Source organism: Mucilaginibacter gynuensis (assembly GCF_039541195.1).
Lineage (GTDB): Bacteria > Bacteroidota > Bacteroidia > Sphingobacteriales > Sphingobacteriaceae > Mucilaginibacter > Mucilaginibacter gynuensis.
The window spans coordinates 167459-184496 of record NZ_BAABFT010000003.1 but is presented as its reverse complement, the minus strand read 5'-3'; the positions used below and the strand labels follow the sequence as shown (position 1 = coordinate 184496).

The 17038-nt window shown below is 46.1% G+C and carries 8 protein-coding genes; 1 reads left to right on the top strand and 7 read right to left on the bottom strand.

The window, feature by feature from the left end; all coding sequences use genetic code 11:
- Positions 1 to 67: 67 nt before the first annotated feature.
- Positions 68 to 883, top strand: coding sequence for a hypothetical protein (locus tag ABD894_RS07215; protein ID WP_345210329.1), 816 nt, complete (start codon positions 68 to 70; stop codon positions 881 to 883).
- Positions 884 to 898: 15 nt separating this feature from the next.
- Here ABD894_RS07215 and ABD894_RS07210 read toward each other — a convergent pair whose 3' ends face one another.
- From ABD894_RS07210 to ABD894_RS07180, 7 genes are all read right to left on the bottom strand, one after another.
- Positions 899 to 1534 carry an MgtC/SapB family protein gene (locus ABD894_RS07210; RefSeq protein WP_345210328.1) on the bottom strand — a complete coding sequence of 212 codons (636 nt, stop codon included), beginning with the start codon at positions 1532 to 1534 and terminating at the stop codon, positions 899 to 901.
- A 110-nt stretch (positions 1535 to 1644) separates the two neighbouring features.
- Positions 1645 to 2187, bottom strand: a complete 543-nt coding sequence (locus ABD894_RS07205; RefSeq protein WP_345210327.1) for a hypothetical protein — start codon at positions 2185 to 2187, stop codon at positions 1645 to 1647.
- A 6-nt stretch (positions 2188 to 2193) separates the two neighbouring features.
- Positions 2194 to 8286, bottom strand: coding sequence for an eCIS core domain-containing protein (locus ABD894_RS07200; protein WP_345210326.1), 6093 nt, complete (start codon positions 8284 to 8286; stop codon positions 2194 to 2196).
- A gap of 64 nt (positions 8287 to 8350) precedes the next feature.
- Complete coding sequence (locus ABD894_RS07195) at positions 8351 to 10651, bottom strand: eCIS core domain-containing protein (protein ID WP_345210325.1); 2301 nt, start codon at positions 10649 to 10651, stop codon at positions 8351 to 8353.
- A gap of 20 nt (positions 10652 to 10671) precedes the next feature.
- Complete coding sequence (locus ABD894_RS07190) at positions 10672 to 12105, bottom strand: ATP-binding protein (RefSeq protein WP_345210324.1); 1434 nt, start codon at positions 12103 to 12105, stop codon at positions 10672 to 10674.
- A 12-nt stretch (positions 12106 to 12117) separates the two neighbouring features.
- On the bottom strand, positions 12118 to 13554 hold the full coding sequence (locus ABD894_RS07185; RefSeq protein ID WP_345210323.1) for a contractile injection system tape measure protein: 1437 nt from the start codon (positions 13552 to 13554) through the stop codon (positions 12118 to 12120).
- Positions 13535 to 17035, bottom strand: coding sequence for a hypothetical protein (locus ABD894_RS07180; protein WP_345210322.1), 3501 nt, complete (start codon positions 17033 to 17035; stop codon positions 13535 to 13537). Before ABD894_RS07180 ends, ABD894_RS07185 begins: the two co-directional genes overlap by 20 nt.
- Positions 17036 to 17038 lie beyond the last annotated feature (3 nt).

The window sequence follows — 17038 nt, the reverse complement described above, 5'->3', positions numbered from 1 at the left end:
GGTTTTAATTTGCTGCTCACAAATGCCGGTAGTTTGGCGTTAGATATATATTCTCAAGCTACCCAGTATGAAAAACATTTTCGTTATCAATGATAGCTCTGCGCATGCGCGGCAGGTTATCCGTTTTGCCCGGAATATGGCCGCCCGGATAGAGGCCAATTTGCTTATCGCTAACGTTAACCCGGTTAGCGTTGCCGGTACAGTACAGGAAAAAGTACTGGTGGCAGGCAGACCTCATCGTATTACAGATGAAGCATTGCATCCGGTACATTATCATTCCGAAGTTACTCCGCACGCCTTTCAACCCTCAACGGAATACATTGACGCCCACAATATTTCTGAGCAGGAATTATCACAGCTCATTATTCAGCACGATAGCTGGATGATAGTTAATGCGCTTAACGTTGGTAACACCATACCACAATTAAATATACATACCATACTTAACAAAGTAAGGTGCCCGCTGATGCTTATCCCCGAGGATTGCCATACTACCGATTTTTCAACGGTAAGCTATCTTGCCGATCTTCGTTATTGCCAGTTACCGGTTGTAAGGTACCTTTCGGCCCTGGCGAAACCTTACCAGGCAGGCATTCAAATAGCTCATTTACCGGCCGATGGTCTGCCCGATATGGATCAGCAGTATGCCACTGAGGTTTTCAGCGATGGTATAAGCCGCTACGTTAAATACGATAATTTATTTTTCAATAATATTAAAGAACGCGATATACATAAAGCGGTAGATATTATGGTACATGCCATGGATACCAACCTGATTGCCTTAGTGAACCATCAATACCATTTCAGGGAGTTATTGAACGGAACGATTAAACACATACTGCCTGCTCACGTGCATGTGCCGGTATTGGTGTTCCCTAATTGAACGGGGCATAAAGCATTATTTAAAACTGATAATCGAGGGCATATTGGCAAGAACTTCGTTGAGAGATAACAATACGGCTTTCTTGCCGGATATGTGCCATACCACCGTAAGCGTATCCTGATCTTTGCTTACCTGCAAGCGATCTGCGATCAATTGTTTATTGCTCAACATTTCTTCGAGATTTTTTACCTGCTCAAAATCGGCCGTGCGAAAGGTAACGTTCAATCGCCGCTGCTTTTGCAACAGGCTCACCATCTTTTCAACACGATTCATCAGCAGTAATATGCACATGGTAACAACGGTTAACAGCAACGCCAGGGCATGGTAACCTATACCCACCGTCATGCCGATGGCGGCCGATGTCCAGATAACGGCGGCAGTAGTTAACCCTCTTACAGAGAACTGATCTTTAAAGATCACACCGGCACCAATAAAACCTATACCTGTAATAATATTTGCCGCTATCCTATCATCCGACTTTAAGCCATGCCGCGACGCGATAGTAAATATGGTGGACCCCAGCGTGATGAGTACAATAGTGCGAAACCCCGCCGATTTATGCTTGTACTCCCGCTCTAAACCTATAATACCACCACATATTACCGACATTAATATGCTGATAAGATCCTTTGTTTCTATTGTAAAATCCATTTACGCGTAAATTATTTAATATTTTGGAGCTTACACATTAGCATATTCTAAGATGAATATTCAGGCAACATACTTTGGGGCGAGATGGTTTTATGTATGGATATTTAGTATTACTTTTCTTCCATTAGCGCCAACATATCGTTAACCCATGTAGGATCATCAAAAATATATTTTTGCCGTATAGGATGTTCGTAGTCCAGCTCCTGCACGGCCTGCCATGCCCGGCTATACCTTTCATTTAGCTGATCACGCTTTTGTTTCATATCGTCGTGTTCAGCTTGCATTGGTATATTACCTGTGGCATAGGTATCTGCAAAATATTTATCTGATAACACATGATAATATTCCAGGTACATTTTATAATAATCCTCACGCGACAAAGGATCGCACGCCGCTTTTCTGTCGGCCTCCCATTTATCATAAAAGGCTTTATCAGCCAGTATAGCTACGTCGGTTACTTTGTATATACCGGCATCCGTTTTTACCGACATCACCATGGTTTCTTCAACAATAGAAAATATCAGCTGCACCTTATCATTTTCAAACTTAGCCAAATCAAATGATGATTGTATCAGCCTAAATCCGTATTGTTTTATAGTATCGGCAAAAATGGCCGCCACGTCATCGGCAAAACCGTTGTATCCCCCTATCATGATAGTTTATTTTTTAAACGTTTTTGTTGCAACATCATACTTGTAGCCGTTTTGCTCTAATATTTGCACCTCTTTGCCAAAACCGGTACGCTTACGCACAGGCAAACCCGTAACCGGATCGGGCACTTCTATCCAATCGCCATTAGAATCGCGCTGAAATATAAAGATATCCCTTTTAGGGTCAGATGCGGAATAAAAAATATCATCTCTTTTTATTGCTTCTAACAACCACGGGCGGTTATACTTATCAAAGAAAGTACCCGGTTCGTAGAAACCTTCGCCCACATTCAACACATTAAAGCCACCTTTTTTGGCACCGAAATCGGCATTTTTGAGATTGCCGAAATTATCGAACAACTGCGGCATATCGGTATAGGTAACCTTACCGTCAACCACTACAAAAGCGCCTACTATAGTAGTGGTTTTATTAGGATCACCCACAATAACAGCTCCGCTGCTGAATTTACCTGTTAATGGTGCATTTTTTCCGGTTAAACCATGATACACTCTCAGCTTATCAATAGCCATCGGCATATCTTTCATCGGATCTTTAATAAGTACTTCACCGTAAGGTGGGTTAGGGAAGTTACGGGCATCATCCAAATAAAAGCCCAGCACCTCTCCCTTTTGCACGTCACCTATCAGCAACCGGCCATCGTTGGCATTATATTTCATATAATAACCATCTTTAACAATGTCGTACATCTTGTCGCCAGTTTCGTTCCAAAAATCTTTGGCCGTAACGATAGGCGCCGTAGGCCCACGCTGTATCTTAATACCTGGTATGCTACCGATATTGCTCCACTGAATACTTATAGAATGCGGCGTTTTCGGGTCGAGTTTGGTTGCGGGGCGTTCAATTAAGGTTTTGGTGAAAGTAGCTTCTTTGTTTTCAGGGTAGAAAGTAAGCTTCGATCCGTCGCTCATTTGCACTACAATAACACCATCCTTATCCGGACCGGTAATTATCTCCTTACTATAATAACGACGGATTTCGGCTACCGATTCTGCCCCGGGTTTATAGCTGATCTTGTCGACCCCGAACTGGTTAGGCTTATATGCTATTTTGAGTTGAAAAGCTGCTGTTTTGGCATCTTGCTTAACATTCCTTTTACGGGCAACTACCTGTGCTGCTGTTTCGGTTTTACCCTGTAAGTTTTGTAATTTAAAGCCCAGGCTTTCGAGCGCACGGGCGGCCGGTGCACTAAAGTCGCCGGCACGCATATACATATTGGCCGGATTAACCTGCTGTCCGGACCATGCCGTACCCAGCGCGGTAGCCATTTTGTTAAGCTGATATATTTTAACCGCCTGCATAAATTTGCGGTGCGATGATATGTTGCTGTCAACAGCCTTCCAATCAATATCTGTATTTTTATAATTCGGACTTTCAGGGTCGAGCGAACTCCATGCCGCAGGTAAGCCTAACTCGGCAGTAGTGGTTTCCATGGCCGATAAACTACCATCGCCCTCGGTGTATAACAGATCAATATGAACGTCCATACTTGCCGGAGCATTAAGTACGTTGCCGCCTCCGGGCAAGTTAAATGCAATTAGGCTAACATTTGGCAAAGGCGCCTTCGGCCCTATATACCCATCAGCTGTTAATATTTTACCGCCTTTTAATAATACATCGGTGGTTTGCCTTACTTCGTTAGCATCGCCCAATAGCAACTCCCACTTTCCGTGTAGCAGCGCGGGGCTTTGTACCAGCATGGCTACTTGCAGGCGCAGGTTATCCACTTTTATCACAAAACCCTGGCGTAACCGCGCTTCGGCAAATTTACCCGCACCGGGTACGGCCTCTAATTGTTTTACGAAGGCTTCGCCATTTGCCCCGGCCAATGGGTTAAGGCCCGGATGACCTGCTATATCAGCACTAAGATTAGCCAGCAGCTCGGTAACATTTTTAGGCATCGTTACCGATGGATCGGTCAATCCGCTAACCGACCGTAATGAATCGCCCCGCTTTTCTTTAGCAATGTTTGATAACCATTGCAGCCATCCGCCGGGCATCTTATCTATTTGGCGCAATACGCCCCTTACGGCGCGCATATCCATGTCTTCGGGTAATTCGTAGCCTTTTTCACGAATTTTCATCCAGGCATCAATCAGTTTTACGCTATTGCCGGGCCGCAGGTCTTCGGCTATTAAAAACTCGCTGCCATTTTTTACTTTCGGACTGGTTACTATAACATGGTAATTAGCAAACAGATCGGCAATGGCATTGGTGGGCACTGCTTTAAACAAAGCTCTTATAGCTCGGCGCGAGATACCTCGTTCCAGCGCCATGGCATCGGCTAAGCCTCGTACACCATCAATAGGCCAGTTGGGGGTAAGTATGCTCATTTGCTCAACCAGCATGCTTATAGTAGCCAGTATAGTATGATCGGCATAACCATCGGCCGGTAGTTTCACCTCTATTTCGCGGTTTATTTTGGCCAGTTGGGCGCGCAAGGCAGGCAATTGGGCTTCGCTTATATTGGTTGCCCTTTCAAGCGCGCTTTTAACAGGAGCATCAGAGCCAATACCGGCAGGTAAAAGCAAACGGGTATTTTTTTGCGGTGCCGATGTAAGTAAAAACCGGGTACGCCCTACCGGATCAATAACCCTTGTTAACGCATTATTGCCTTCTGTTTTAAAGCCTTTTTCTTTATACCGGGCAAGCATATTATCAACCCCGGTATGCGGCTTGTTCGGATCATAAACATAGGTATCAGTATCGCCAACTCGGGTAAGTTCTATTACAGAATCAGGTGCAGGCAAAGCCAATACCGTTTTACCTCCTGATGGGCCGTTAATAGGGAAAGTTGCATTCTGGGCATCCAGCTTGGCACTTTCAGCCACGGCATTTATAGATTTCATTTCGGCCGCAGAAATTACACCGCCATCCTTCAGCACCTCTCCTACCAAACGCGCTTCTTCTATTAATCGTAAACGCTCGGTGCGCATAACTTCAAAATCAGCTCTGCTTAGTTCACCAAAAAGCACTTTTTCTCTCAATTGTACCTCCAGTGCTTCGTTGGAGGCGTTTAGATTTTCTAACCGTGTTTTGGCTGCATTGCTGATGGCAGGCTTGGCCACCATACGCTGAAAAGCGTGATGCATACCCGCTATCAATAAATAAGTTGTGGCGGTTTGCGCTAAAAACAAGGCAATATCCGGCGGCCAGTGCCCGGTTTCGATACGGGTTGCCGTTGCTGATATTGATGCCACACCTGTAAAAGTAATCAGGTGCCCGAACATTAATTGCCGTATAGGGCTGCCCTTAGCTAAAGGTTCGGCCAGTTTGCCTACTCCTTTTAATACCCCCATAAAGGCAAGGTTGGTAGCAACTGATTTAACAACTTCTGACGCGCCTATCTCTTTACCGAAGGCCATGTGCTGCATAGTGAGTTCGGCAGAGGTAAATACCCCTATCTCGAACAAGGTAGACATGGATGAGATGGCACGCGCGGTACGGGCAAGGGCAAGCATTTCAGAAAGCGAAGCCAGCCTTACCGCAAGCGCGGCCCCTTCGGTAACCAGCGCGGCTACAAGCGTAATGGCAAGGTTGATCAGAAAATCGATCTTTGCCCGGTCTTTAATGTCCTCGGCTACGCTCTCCATTGTTTTCTGGTAAGCGTCGGTTCTTTTCAGGAATGTTTCAAAATCATTCTTATTCCACAAACCTTCCAGTTCGGCACGCATGTCTGTTAAGCGTTTACCCTGCTCGGCCCTAAAATCGGCCGAGCCTATATCGCTTTTTATCATGGTGTTATGCAGGTTCAGGTTTGATGCATAAACCAAAAACAGCGCCGACTGCATCCCGAAAATATTGGTATCCGTTTCAAGAGCCGTAGCCACATGCAAATCGGTGGTGATATAATCGTCAGACGGTGCCATTGACACCCGTTTACCACCCATTGTGCCCGAAAAACCTGTAGCAAACCGTTGTGATAAGGTATCCTTTTCCCATTGAAGCACGCGCCGCATGGTAAAAAAGAATGCTTCCTGTAACTTATCATTACCCGGATACGCGTTGTTACCATCGTTCCACATACCCGAGTATTTACCGTAATGCTCGCGTGCGGTTTTAAATTTCCGTTTTGCAATTACCTCATCAAAATGCTCAACCTTGCGGTCAATCATATCTATCCGGGCCTGGTAATTTTCGGCAAGTTCACCGACGTTGCCCTTAAAGGTTTCGCCCAGTATAGATAGCCATTCGGTAATGTATTCGTGCCGCAAATCAAAAAGGGCCAAACGTTCATCGCTTTGCTCCATATTTTTGGCACCCATGAGCTTATCAAGCGCTTCCGCGTTTTGATGCAGCAACTCGGTATGGTTTTGCAGGCGGCCTCCCGTATCTGCCGCTATGGTAAAGGCTTGTGCCATATCAAGCAGCCAGTTTACATTGGCATCAGCGCTGATAGTAAGTATATAGTGTTCAGTTTCCTCACGGTTTTCGGCGCTGAAGGATATTCTACCGCTGCTCACCTGCATCCCTTTCACGCTAAGGCTGTTTATTTTATCCGTAAGCAGTTTCTGGTCGGCATCAGACCACTGATCTCCCAAAGGCCCTAACTTAACCATTCTTAGCAACACCTCCATTTGCTGGCGCATGGCACTAAGGGCCGAAAATATAATAGGTGTGGCAGATGCCATGCCAATGCTGCCGAAACTTTCCAGGCCATTTGCCTGTGCCATTTGTCTTAAAGCAGCATAGTTTGGCTTATATTTTTGCGATTCGGGATCGTTTTCAAGTTCAAGCAAATCAACCACAATACGGCCGGCAATATTTGCCTGCAATTTATCTGCGCCCGTGGCTTTCCTCCTTAAATAATCTATAGCAAACTTGCCCTGATTATAATGCAACCATGTGCGAAAAGGGCCTATAACCTTGCTGCTTCCAATTTCATTTTTACCGTGATCGGCATACCATAGTCTACCGTATAGTAAAAGATCATATCCCTCTATATTTTTGGCTACCCAGTGTTGCAACTCTTCTACAGCTGCCGAGTGATCATCAATATTTTTGTCAGGCACGCCGGCAAGCATTTGCTTTATAAGTTGAGCAGCGCGTTGTTGTGCCACACCCTGCTTAAGGGCCAAGGCTACCAAAATACTTATAGCACCACTGCGCTGCGTACCACGTGGATGGGCTTTCAACATTCCTAATGCTAATGACAACAGTTGTTCATCATCGGCAGTGGCCAGTTTTGGGTCGGGGTCTTTTAGTATCTTATCGTCGCCATTAACTGAACTAACCTGGTCGTTAATTTTATTAAGCGATGCTTTTGATGTTTGAATTACGTGGGTTAATTCGTGCGCCAGTAAATGTTTGCCCTCATCGGTATCGGGGCGGTACTCGCCTGCATTAAAATAAATATCGTTACCTACCGCGAAAGCCCTCGCATTTAAAGCAGCATTTAAACGGGCAGCTTCGTCGCCGGTGTGTATGCTTACCTCACCGAAATCGACCCCGAAACGGCTTTCCATAAATTCTTTTATGCCGCCACTTAGCGGCATGCCCTTACCACGGTTGGTTTGTATGCGTGCAGCAACCGAATCATTCACCTCATCATCCTCATTTTTGGTGCGGATGAATGGCATCAGGATATTGGCAGATGGCTTTAAACGCACATGCTCATCATCATAAAGGGCACCATCTGTTGCTTTGCGATAGATAAATGATGCAGCGGGCATTTGCATTACCCTGTCGGCCATGCTATCAGCCTTCCGTTCTAACGGACTATCCTGCGCGCCTACCGAAAGCTTTGGCTGAATGGCTGTTACCCGGTAACTTTGGGTTGAAATAAAAGGTACTTTACTGCCACCCAATGGCTTTAGCTGAACCTCATCTTCTGCATACCCGGAGCCCGGCGATTTGCGGTGTACAAATTTGGTATCGGGCATGCGCATCACCTTGTCGGCCATGCTATCGGCTTCCTGCTCCAGCGGATCATCGGGCGCACCAACGGCAAGCTTAAGCTGTACGGGCAGTAACTGCATTAAATTCGGCTCCTGTTCTGCCTGTTCCTGCACGGGCACAACCTGGTTAGCCACAGCAGCGGGTGTGCTTTGGGGCGTTTTGGCGAGGGTGGCGTTTTCGTGCATTTGCTTGCTGTTGAACGGTTAACTAAGATTGGTTTATTTTAAATCCGGCTATTTTATGCTCCTGTTACGGCGCTTTGCCACTGGTGCTCAAAGTTTCAAACCAGGTATACATAGCCGGGATATTGGTTTTCATCCAGTTGGGATCTAAATGAAACAACGCGTAAGCTTCGGGGAATGATTCTGAATTTACCTTAGTACCCGCATAAGCGGTAACAGCAGGAATGTTATTCTTTTTCACAAAAGCATTAAACGCGGCTTCAACCCCTGTTTGACCAAAACTTACGGCATGCCCCATTTCGTGCACTATAGTCATCAGACTGGTATTATGCACTTTCGACTTATCGCCAACAAACATGATATTTTCGGAAAGATTGAACCTGTCGTAAATAGTTATTGTCCGTTCGCTGGTATTGCCGGCGGTAAACCCGGCGGTATCACTATTGGTTGATGTTCCTTTTTTATCGCGCTCATTGTTTTGGCGGGTAAACTTCACGCCTTTTAAGGCAGTTAACATAGGCTGGCTTTGTGCTTGCAAAGCTTGCTCTAAAAGCATTAATTCGGCAGTGGTAAAATCTTTCATACCCCAGGTTTGCGGTTCTGTCCAGCCATGGGTTTTCTGCCACCTATCTGCGCCCTCCGTACTGTCGAGTACAGACATGCCATAGTTTTTGTTGAACCATGCTGCGGTTCCTGCCTCTTTTTGCAATTGGGTATCGGCCTCTTTAATAATATCGGCCTGGGTGGCACCCTTAATGGTTAAGCCCTTGTAACGTTGCCCCAGCCATGTTTTTAATGCGGCCGCATCAGTATTGGCTGCCGCGAAACCGGCCGCGTTTTGGATAGATACACCGCTAAAGCTTACCTCCTTACCCAGTTCACCGATCCGTTCTACCTCAACATCGTTGGTTTTATTGATGTACCGGAAAGTGTACAGCACTTTTTTTGTATCGATAGGTATTATTACATCAACTTCGGCATTGTTTGATCCCTTTTTGGCATAAGTAGCCGCCATATATTTTACAAAAACACGCTCTGCCGCAGGCACCTTACTTACATCTACAGCGCCCAGCTTATAGTCTTTATTTTTTTGCGCTTTTTCTATTTCGAGATCGCCATAATCTTTATCGTTATAACCTACCGATACAGGTGCATCAGTTACATTTTCACCTAAATAAGTAATGGTGCCATCAAAAACACCTTTGGCATTTTTAGTACCTGTTATGTTAAATTTGATCATTTTCCTTTTTGTCTTCACCGTAGTTTCTACCGTGAGTACGCTGCTGAGATCAGTAGCCTTATTGCTTTCTATCCAGTATAAAATTTGCTGTTTGGCATCCGGAAACTTATCAAAATAGTCGTCGGGTAAATCGTTATAGGTTACGTTATGGCCTTTAGTGGTATAGCCCTGCGGTAAAGCTTGCGCTGCTTCGGCAGTGCCTACTTCACTGATGAATGTAAAACTCAACTTCGGTTTATCGTCCTTTATGGTGGCATCCTTGGGCTTAAATACAGCCTTGTACATCAGGGTTTTTGATCCCGCAGCGCGGTTTGTACCCGGAATTAACAGAATCATCTCCGACGCGGCGGCAACACTACCGGGTTGCTTAGCCCATGCAGCACTTAGTACCGCGTGTTTTTCCTCCGCATTGGTATTCATCCTCGGGGCAAAGGTTACATCATACTTTTCGCCAACTACATACAGCCAGTAATCTTTACCGGCAATGGTGCCTATATCAGGTGTGTTAATACCTTCGGTGCGGTAGGTATCAACCTTGCGGTTAACCGTGTTTGCTCCTCCTTTTTGCTGTACTACGTGCGTTAACTCGTGCGCCAGCAAGTGTTTGCCGCTATCGGTTTCGGGTTGATACTGCCCTTTGTTAAAATAAATATTGTTGCCTACTGTAAAGGCTTTCGCGTTGAGCGACCGGTTAAGCTGAGTTGATTCTTCGCCGTTATGAATATTTACATCGCTAAAGCTGGTGCCGAACCTACTTTCCATAAAGCTTTTAGTACCATCGGCCATTTGGCTGCCGCCACCCATGCTGCTCCTGATACGGCCCGATACGGCATCGCTCACGGTACTTTCGCCCTTACTTTTTGTTTGGATGAATGGGGTGATCTGACTGGCTAATGGTTTAAGGCGAACCCGCTCATCATCATAACCAGGTCCGGGTCCTGAAGCCGACTTACGCTGTATGGCAGCCGTATTGGGCATGCGCATCACCTTGTCGGCCATGGCATCGGCTTCGTGCTCCAGCGGGTCGTTCTCGGCACCTACCGATAGTTTACGCTGAATATTTGACGCGCTGCTGCCTCCGGCTTTTTCGGCGGAGGTTTCTGTAGCGGTGTTTTTATCGGTTTGCATAGCGTTCTATTTATAGCCGGTTACATGGTTTTGCCTTCTTTTTTCAGTTCTTTTTTAATACCGAGGGTAATGTCATCCACCGATATTTTTTTATCGCCACGGTTTAAGGCCATCAGCGAAGCATACTGAACCACATTCATGATAGAGCCCCCCGAAAGCTCGTGCTGATGAGCAATCTGCTGCATGTTGTTCTTATCCGGCGGATTACTTTGCGCGCTAAAGGCCGAATCCCATATACGCAGTCGCTCCCGCATCTGTGGTTTTTGAAAGTGGATAATAGCGTTGAGGCGGCGGGTAAAGGCTTCGTCAACATTGTTACGCATATTGCTGGCCAGTATCACCAAACCGGGATAATCCTCCAGTCGCTGCAACAGGTAGGCTATCTCCTGATTGGCATATTTGTCGTTAGCGTCAGATATTCCGGTGCGTTTGCCAAACAGGGCATCGGCTTCGTCAAAGAATAAGATCCAGCCTTTGTTCTCGGCCTTTTTAAATACTTTTTCAAGATTCTTTTCGGTTTCGCCAATGTATTTGGATACCACCATGGAGAGGTCTATACGATATACATCCAACTTGAACAGCTTACCCAGCAGCATAGCCGTAAGGGTTTTACCCGTACCCGGCGAACCATGGAACAGGGCTTTAAAACCCGGTTTTATCTTTTTAGCCATGCCCCAGTCTGTATGCAAGGTTTGGCCGTATTGCAGCCATACGCGTATTTCGTCCAGTTGCTCCATGGTAAATTCATCTACCACCAAATCGCTCCACTCCATACCGGTGGTAAGTCGTTTAGCCGGAAAATCGGGACTGAACTGTGGTTTGCGCAGTTTGCCCGTGGTAAAAAAGTCGATGTATTCTTCGGTAATGGTAAGTGTGCTGCAATAGAAAGGTTCGTTATTACCGGCAGGGTCTATCTGTAAAATATTATGGGCGAAGAAAACATGGTCGGGTTCAAATAGCTGGTACAGCTTAAAGCGGTTGCCCAAATCATTACCGCTCAATAAAAACAAGGCGGTTTCAATAGTTGGGATAAAGCCGCCATGCCTGTTGCCCTTAACACCGCCAAACTCGGTATAGCCGCGCCCCAATGGTTTATTGATGGCGAAAAAAGCATCGAGCAGGTGAGGCTGCACATAAGGCACCAGCGCCAGCATCAGTAATAATCTTTCATCGGTGGTAAGCTGGTAATAGGCTACAAAATCGCTGTAAATGGAATGATCTCCGGTGAGATCTGGCGCGTTAGTGAGCGCATGATCCAAGGTATTGCTACTTTCTGTTTTTGCGGCAACAGATGGCGTGTCGGCAGTGGCAGATAATATTTCATCAGAAAAGAAATCGCGCAGCCTGGCATTTATTACTTCCACAAACCAGTTGAGTTCTTTGGTGAGGGTAACCGCGTTGCTGTTGAGCGCGTTTACTGTTGAATTTGTGGTTATATTATTTTCTGTTTCCATTATCGTTTATCATTACCATTCAACATAGAGGAGGTATTTGTTCCAGGGCAGGCTGATGGTGGCGTATCCCCAGGGGATCATATCCAGCAGTACATCAAAAGTTTTTTGTTCCACCTGTAAAAGCCAGCTGTTTTCTTTTTTGGTGATGAGGCCATCGCGTTTCAAAAAGGTTTCGCGCAGGGCATCAATCGAACTGTTTTTCAATGCCGACCAGTGACCGATCACATCCGTTAAAAGCATGGTAGCCTGTTCGGTTTCATCGGGAGTTAGTTGAACATTAAGCGGGATAGGTGTATTTACCGATAAACCACATAAGATCTTTTCAAACACAAGCGAATACTCGGGCACTTCCTGTTCGCCATTACTTAAATATTTAAGCAGATGCACGGCCCTGAAAGCAGCATCCATATTCTTCCATTGATTATCATCGAGCAAATTGAGTCTTGTAAAAAACGTCTTCAGGAAAGGATGCAACAGCACGATACCGGCATACTTAACCGCGTACTTCTCTCCCTCATCTGCCGCCGTTTCAGATTCGGACGCAAATGTGGCAGGAACACTTGATTCGGCATTGGCAATAGCTGCTTTTATCAGTTCATCTGCCTGCTCTTTGCTTATTGGTGATGCTGTAGGTATTGAACTGTTTCCGGCAATAATGCCGGTAAGTTCAGTCTTTAAGCGGGCTACTAAAACGGCTTCCGACTTAAATATTTCCTCTATATGATTTTCAAATACCTGATGCAATAACTGAACATCATCAGGCTCCTTAAACAGGAGTTGCGCGTTGTGGAGCAATACATTGCTAACATCTGCGAGTTGCTGCTGTAAGGCCGTATTGCTGCTTAGCCCGGTCGCTTTATTAGTTAATGCGGTTATCCATACGGTAAATAATTCTTCTGATTTTTTCAGATCAGGCGCGAGTTGGATCACCAGTTGTTTTGAAGCAGGATTGAGTTGAAACAATACCCGTTGCCAAACCCAGGCTTTAAACCTGTTTTGGTAAAAGAAATGCCTGAACATATTGGCCTGATTAACCAGTACCTTTTGGGCTATTTCATTAATATCGATGCCATCCTCATTAGCAAACCAGGGCAGTGTGCCGTTCAGTAAAAAGTATGCCAACGTTTCGGCTTGCGATAATTGCGTTTGCTGCTGCCGTTTGGCCGGTTCTGTTTTTGACAGATGCTGACTTAGTTGTTTCTCGAAGGTGGCACGCAGCACACTTTTAAAATCGGTGCCCAGGGTATGGGTACTAAACACACCCAGATCAAGCTCCAGCTTATCAATTTGGATTAACTCATCATCAGTAACGTATTGTGAGCATACCTCATCAATTACCTCGGTTATTTGCTGCTGGTAGGTTTGCGCGAAGTTATAGCGCAGGTTGAACGACAGCGTTTCATCGGGGCAACGGGTTTCAAACAATAAACTATTGATAACGTGTGTCATCTTTTACCGGCTTTACAGGTTGGTAGGTATTATCGTGGTCACAATCATCATTACATACACCGCACGGGGTAAGCGTATTCAGGGCGTCAACCAGCGGGTTTACCTTATCGTAATCGGGCACTTCGGTTTGGGCCATTTCCAGCAGCCAGTCTTTATACACCTTTTCAAAGCGCTGCATTTCCTGTATGCCTATCCATACCACCCGTGTTTGCACGTGGGCAGGCGATTCGGCCAGTATCGTTTTCTCTACCAAATTACGGAACGACGGATTGCGCAGGCGTTTTGGCCAGCAAGGCAGTACCACGGTTGTTTTGAACGAATACGGATCGGTATTACCATCGCAAGCCAGCGGACTGCAATACCAGTCCATCTCGTGGCCAAAGTATTTTAGCAGGCGTTCTATTTCGTTCTCGATATCGTAAGGGTCGCTATCGGCGCCCTCCTTATTTTCATTCAGGTTGAACATGAAGATGCTTTGCACCAGTACAGCGCCTTTATCGCCATGAATAATGAACCCATATTTACCCGACACTTCCTTATCGGCTACTATCTCAAAGCTCTTCCGTTCCGAACCATACTCGTTAAGGTCGGCCACACGTTGCACCATATCCTCGTACTTCCTGAATTTCAAAACTGTTGGGTTAGGATCGCCGGGAATCACCTTTTGAAACAGCACCGATTTATCATACAGCTCAGTTTCGGGCGATAAACGCAGGTATTGCAGTATCCACGGCAATTCATCATAGCATTTCTCGGCAGGGGTGCGCGATATTTTCTTTTTGTAGGGAGGCTCCTGTATATCCTCATCCAGTACCGATTCCAAATCGCAAGCATCCAGGCAAATGTCTAAAAAGCTTACCGGTTCGGTAGTGTCGTTCTCATCCAATACTTCATCCAGTTTAGGGCGCAGTAAAATATGCTCTACAATGTGCAAGCCTTCGTTACTATTTACCTGCTCCATTATTTTTTGCAGCTTTTCAAAGGCGGCATCGCGCTCCTCTACCTTGCTAAACTGGTCGCTGGTACCCAATAGCACGGCTTCCGCCGGATCGGCACTGTCATACAGTTCAAACCAGAATTTGCCTATTAACCCGGCGGCTTTACGGCTGCGGGCCTTTACCTCATCGCTAAATTTAAAGTAGATACGGTCGTCGGCATGTTGCAGTATATCTTCCATCAGCAACTCGGTGCAGCAACCATCTACCACCTCTACGCTGGTAAACAGCACTTTGGTTTTATCCTCCGGATCGAGAATTTTAACCACGTTAAGCGGCGAACCTTTCTTTGATACCTTTTGTACCGGTGGTTTGGTCGGGTCGTCCTGCTCCATTAAGGGCTCGCATATTAAAAACTCGGGGGCAAGCGAACGCTGCTGGTTGTTATTGAAACCCAGTAAACGGCCAATCCGGCGTTCGGCACCGGCAACGTTATCGCTGTTCCAGGTATCAATGAGGGTATAGTTGTAAGCGCGGCCACGATCGCTGCTGATGAGTTGGTATTCACCATCTTTCAGTATCCGTACCTTATCGCCAATCAAGCGCTCGGCGGCTCCGGCGGGGCTAAGCAGTTTGGTTAGCGCTTCGTACTCCGACAAATCTTCTCCGAAACGTGCCAACATGTGGTTAAGAAAAGCGTTGCGGCGCTCATTGTATATAGCAGGTGTTTCGGCAAGGTTTTGCACCACCTTGGCGAAATCGCTTAAAATTTGATCAAAATTACCCGCCCCGTGATTGCCTTTATCAATTAACAAGTTTTGAAGGTTCTCAATTTCGGTAAGAGGGCGGGTAAAATAAGTTTGCTTAACGGTATCGTCAAAACTGAATAATTCGCGTAAATGGTTCAATTGCACCTGGTAATCGGCCAGTATCTGCTCAAAAAACAACATGTAGCCGCCTAATTGTAAAGCCTGCGTTTTGCGTTCTTCGGTAGCGTTGGCAGGTAAACCGGCCCGCTCGCTTACGCCGTAGGTCATGGGCAGGGAGTAAGTAACCGGGTAATAATCTTCCAGTTCCATGTACTCGCCGTTGGGTACTTCAAAATCATCAGGCGTACCAATCAGTTTGTATTTGCGCTCAATGGCTTTCAGATCTTTAAACTGTTTCAGCATTTTTTCGGGGCGACGGTCATCATCCCTCCCGGTAAAATAGCTGATAAAATCTCGCTCCTTACAAAACACCACCTGCGACATAGCCGGCTGAATACGAGCCACCATACCGGCATTACGTAAGTAACTCACCCACTCAAAAAAGTAATTCTTCACCGCTTTATACTCGCTTACGCCATCAAATGGCAGGTGCAGGTAAGTAATGCCCTTAATGCCTTTTATGTTAGATATTTCGGCAATGATGGACGATAAGGTAATATCGCGGTACAGATCGGTACGTTCCAGATCGGTGGTTTCAATAAAGCCGTGCTCCAGCGCGGGGCCTTCAAATATCTCATCAACCTGGTAACCCTTATCCAGCATTTGCTGAATGGTGTAAAAAGGGATTGACGGTGTGAAGTATTTATAAATAGTAAAGAAGATCTGCGCCAGCACCTGGTCGGGATCGGCATACTCTTCCAATACGATGGACGCGCCTATCCCAAAATCAAGGTATTCAACCGCGTTAATACTCAAAAAATCTTCGCACAGGTTACGGTTATCTGCCAGGCGATCTATCACCTGCTGCCTTATTTCTTCGCGGCGTGCGCCGTCAATAATATCTTCCTCATACTCAACCATTACGTTGTACAAGCCCTCGATCTCCACAATTTCGGGTTCAACATAATTAGTGCCCGACGCGGCGGTTTGTTCATCGGTCAGGTCGTCAATTTGCTCCTGCAAATGGCTGATGATCGATTTTAGCTTTTCAATAATGGTAACATCGGCATCAGAGGGCACTTTTTCCAGTTCCTCTTTTTTGCCTTGCAGCCTTTTGTTGAGTGCTTCCAGTTCGGTATTTATTTTGGCCAGCTTTTCTTCGCGCAATTTTTTGGCATCGGCTACGCTTACCGGGTTTATGCCCAGTTTGCCATAGCACAGTTCTTCTTCCTCATCCTCGCAGGCGCAGTCGTGGTCTTTCCGTTTTTCAAAAAGGTTAAAGTCTATCCAAATTGGCACTTCGTAATCCTTACTCGGGCTTAGCCAGGCATTGCGCACACCCTCAATATCGATGATGAGCTTACGGTAATCGTTAACGGTGATGGCGCGGTTATGTAATATTTGCTTGGCGGTATAAAACACCTGTTTCCAGGTATCGGGTGTAAGTTGCTCGGGTGCCAGCAGATCCTTCACCTCGAAACCGGTACGATAGGCCAGATCGGTAATAGCATAGCTTACCGCCTCAAGTATGGTGATGCCCGGGTCAGAGTTGTTATATTCTGTCCAGATGTCGCTGCCTGTTTCTTCAATAAGGTTAATACCTTTTGAACGGAGCGCGGTATAATCCTCGGCAGGGAGCAGCGGGTTGGCTTTTGATAATGAAACTGGATTTGGCATAGC

What these genes read in the sequence shown, in the direction of transcription:
- ABD894_RS07215 (WP_345210329.1), top strand. Translation starts at nt 68, where the DNA reads ATGAAAAACATTTTCGTTATCAATGATAGCTCTGCGCATGCGCGGCAG.
- ABD894_RS07210 (WP_345210328.1), bottom strand. Translation starts at nt 1,534, where the DNA reads ATGGATTTTACAATAGAAACAAAGGATCTTATCAGCATATTAATGTCG.
- ABD894_RS07205 (WP_345210327.1), bottom strand. Translation starts at nt 2,187, where the DNA reads ATGATAGGGGGATACAACGGTTTTGCCGATGACGTGGCGGCCATTTTT.
- ABD894_RS07200 (WP_345210326.1), bottom strand. Translation starts at nt 8,286, where the DNA reads ATGCACGAAAACGCCACCCTCGCCAAAACGCCCCAAAGCACACCCGCT.
- ABD894_RS07195 (WP_345210325.1), bottom strand. Translation starts at nt 10,651, where the DNA reads ATGCAAACCGATAAAAACACCGCTACAGAAACCTCCGCCGAAAAAGCC.
- ABD894_RS07190 (WP_345210324.1), bottom strand. Translation starts at nt 12,105, where the DNA reads ATGGAAACAGAAAATAATATAACCACAAATTCAACAGTAAACGCGCTC.
- ABD894_RS07185 (WP_345210323.1), bottom strand. Translation starts at nt 13,554, where the DNA reads ATGACACACGTTATCAATAGTTTATTGTTTGAAACCCGTTGCCCCGAT.
- ABD894_RS07180 (WP_345210322.1), bottom strand. Translation starts at nt 17,035, where the DNA reads ATGCCAAATCCAGTTTCATTATCAAAAGCCAACCCGCTGCTCCCTGCC.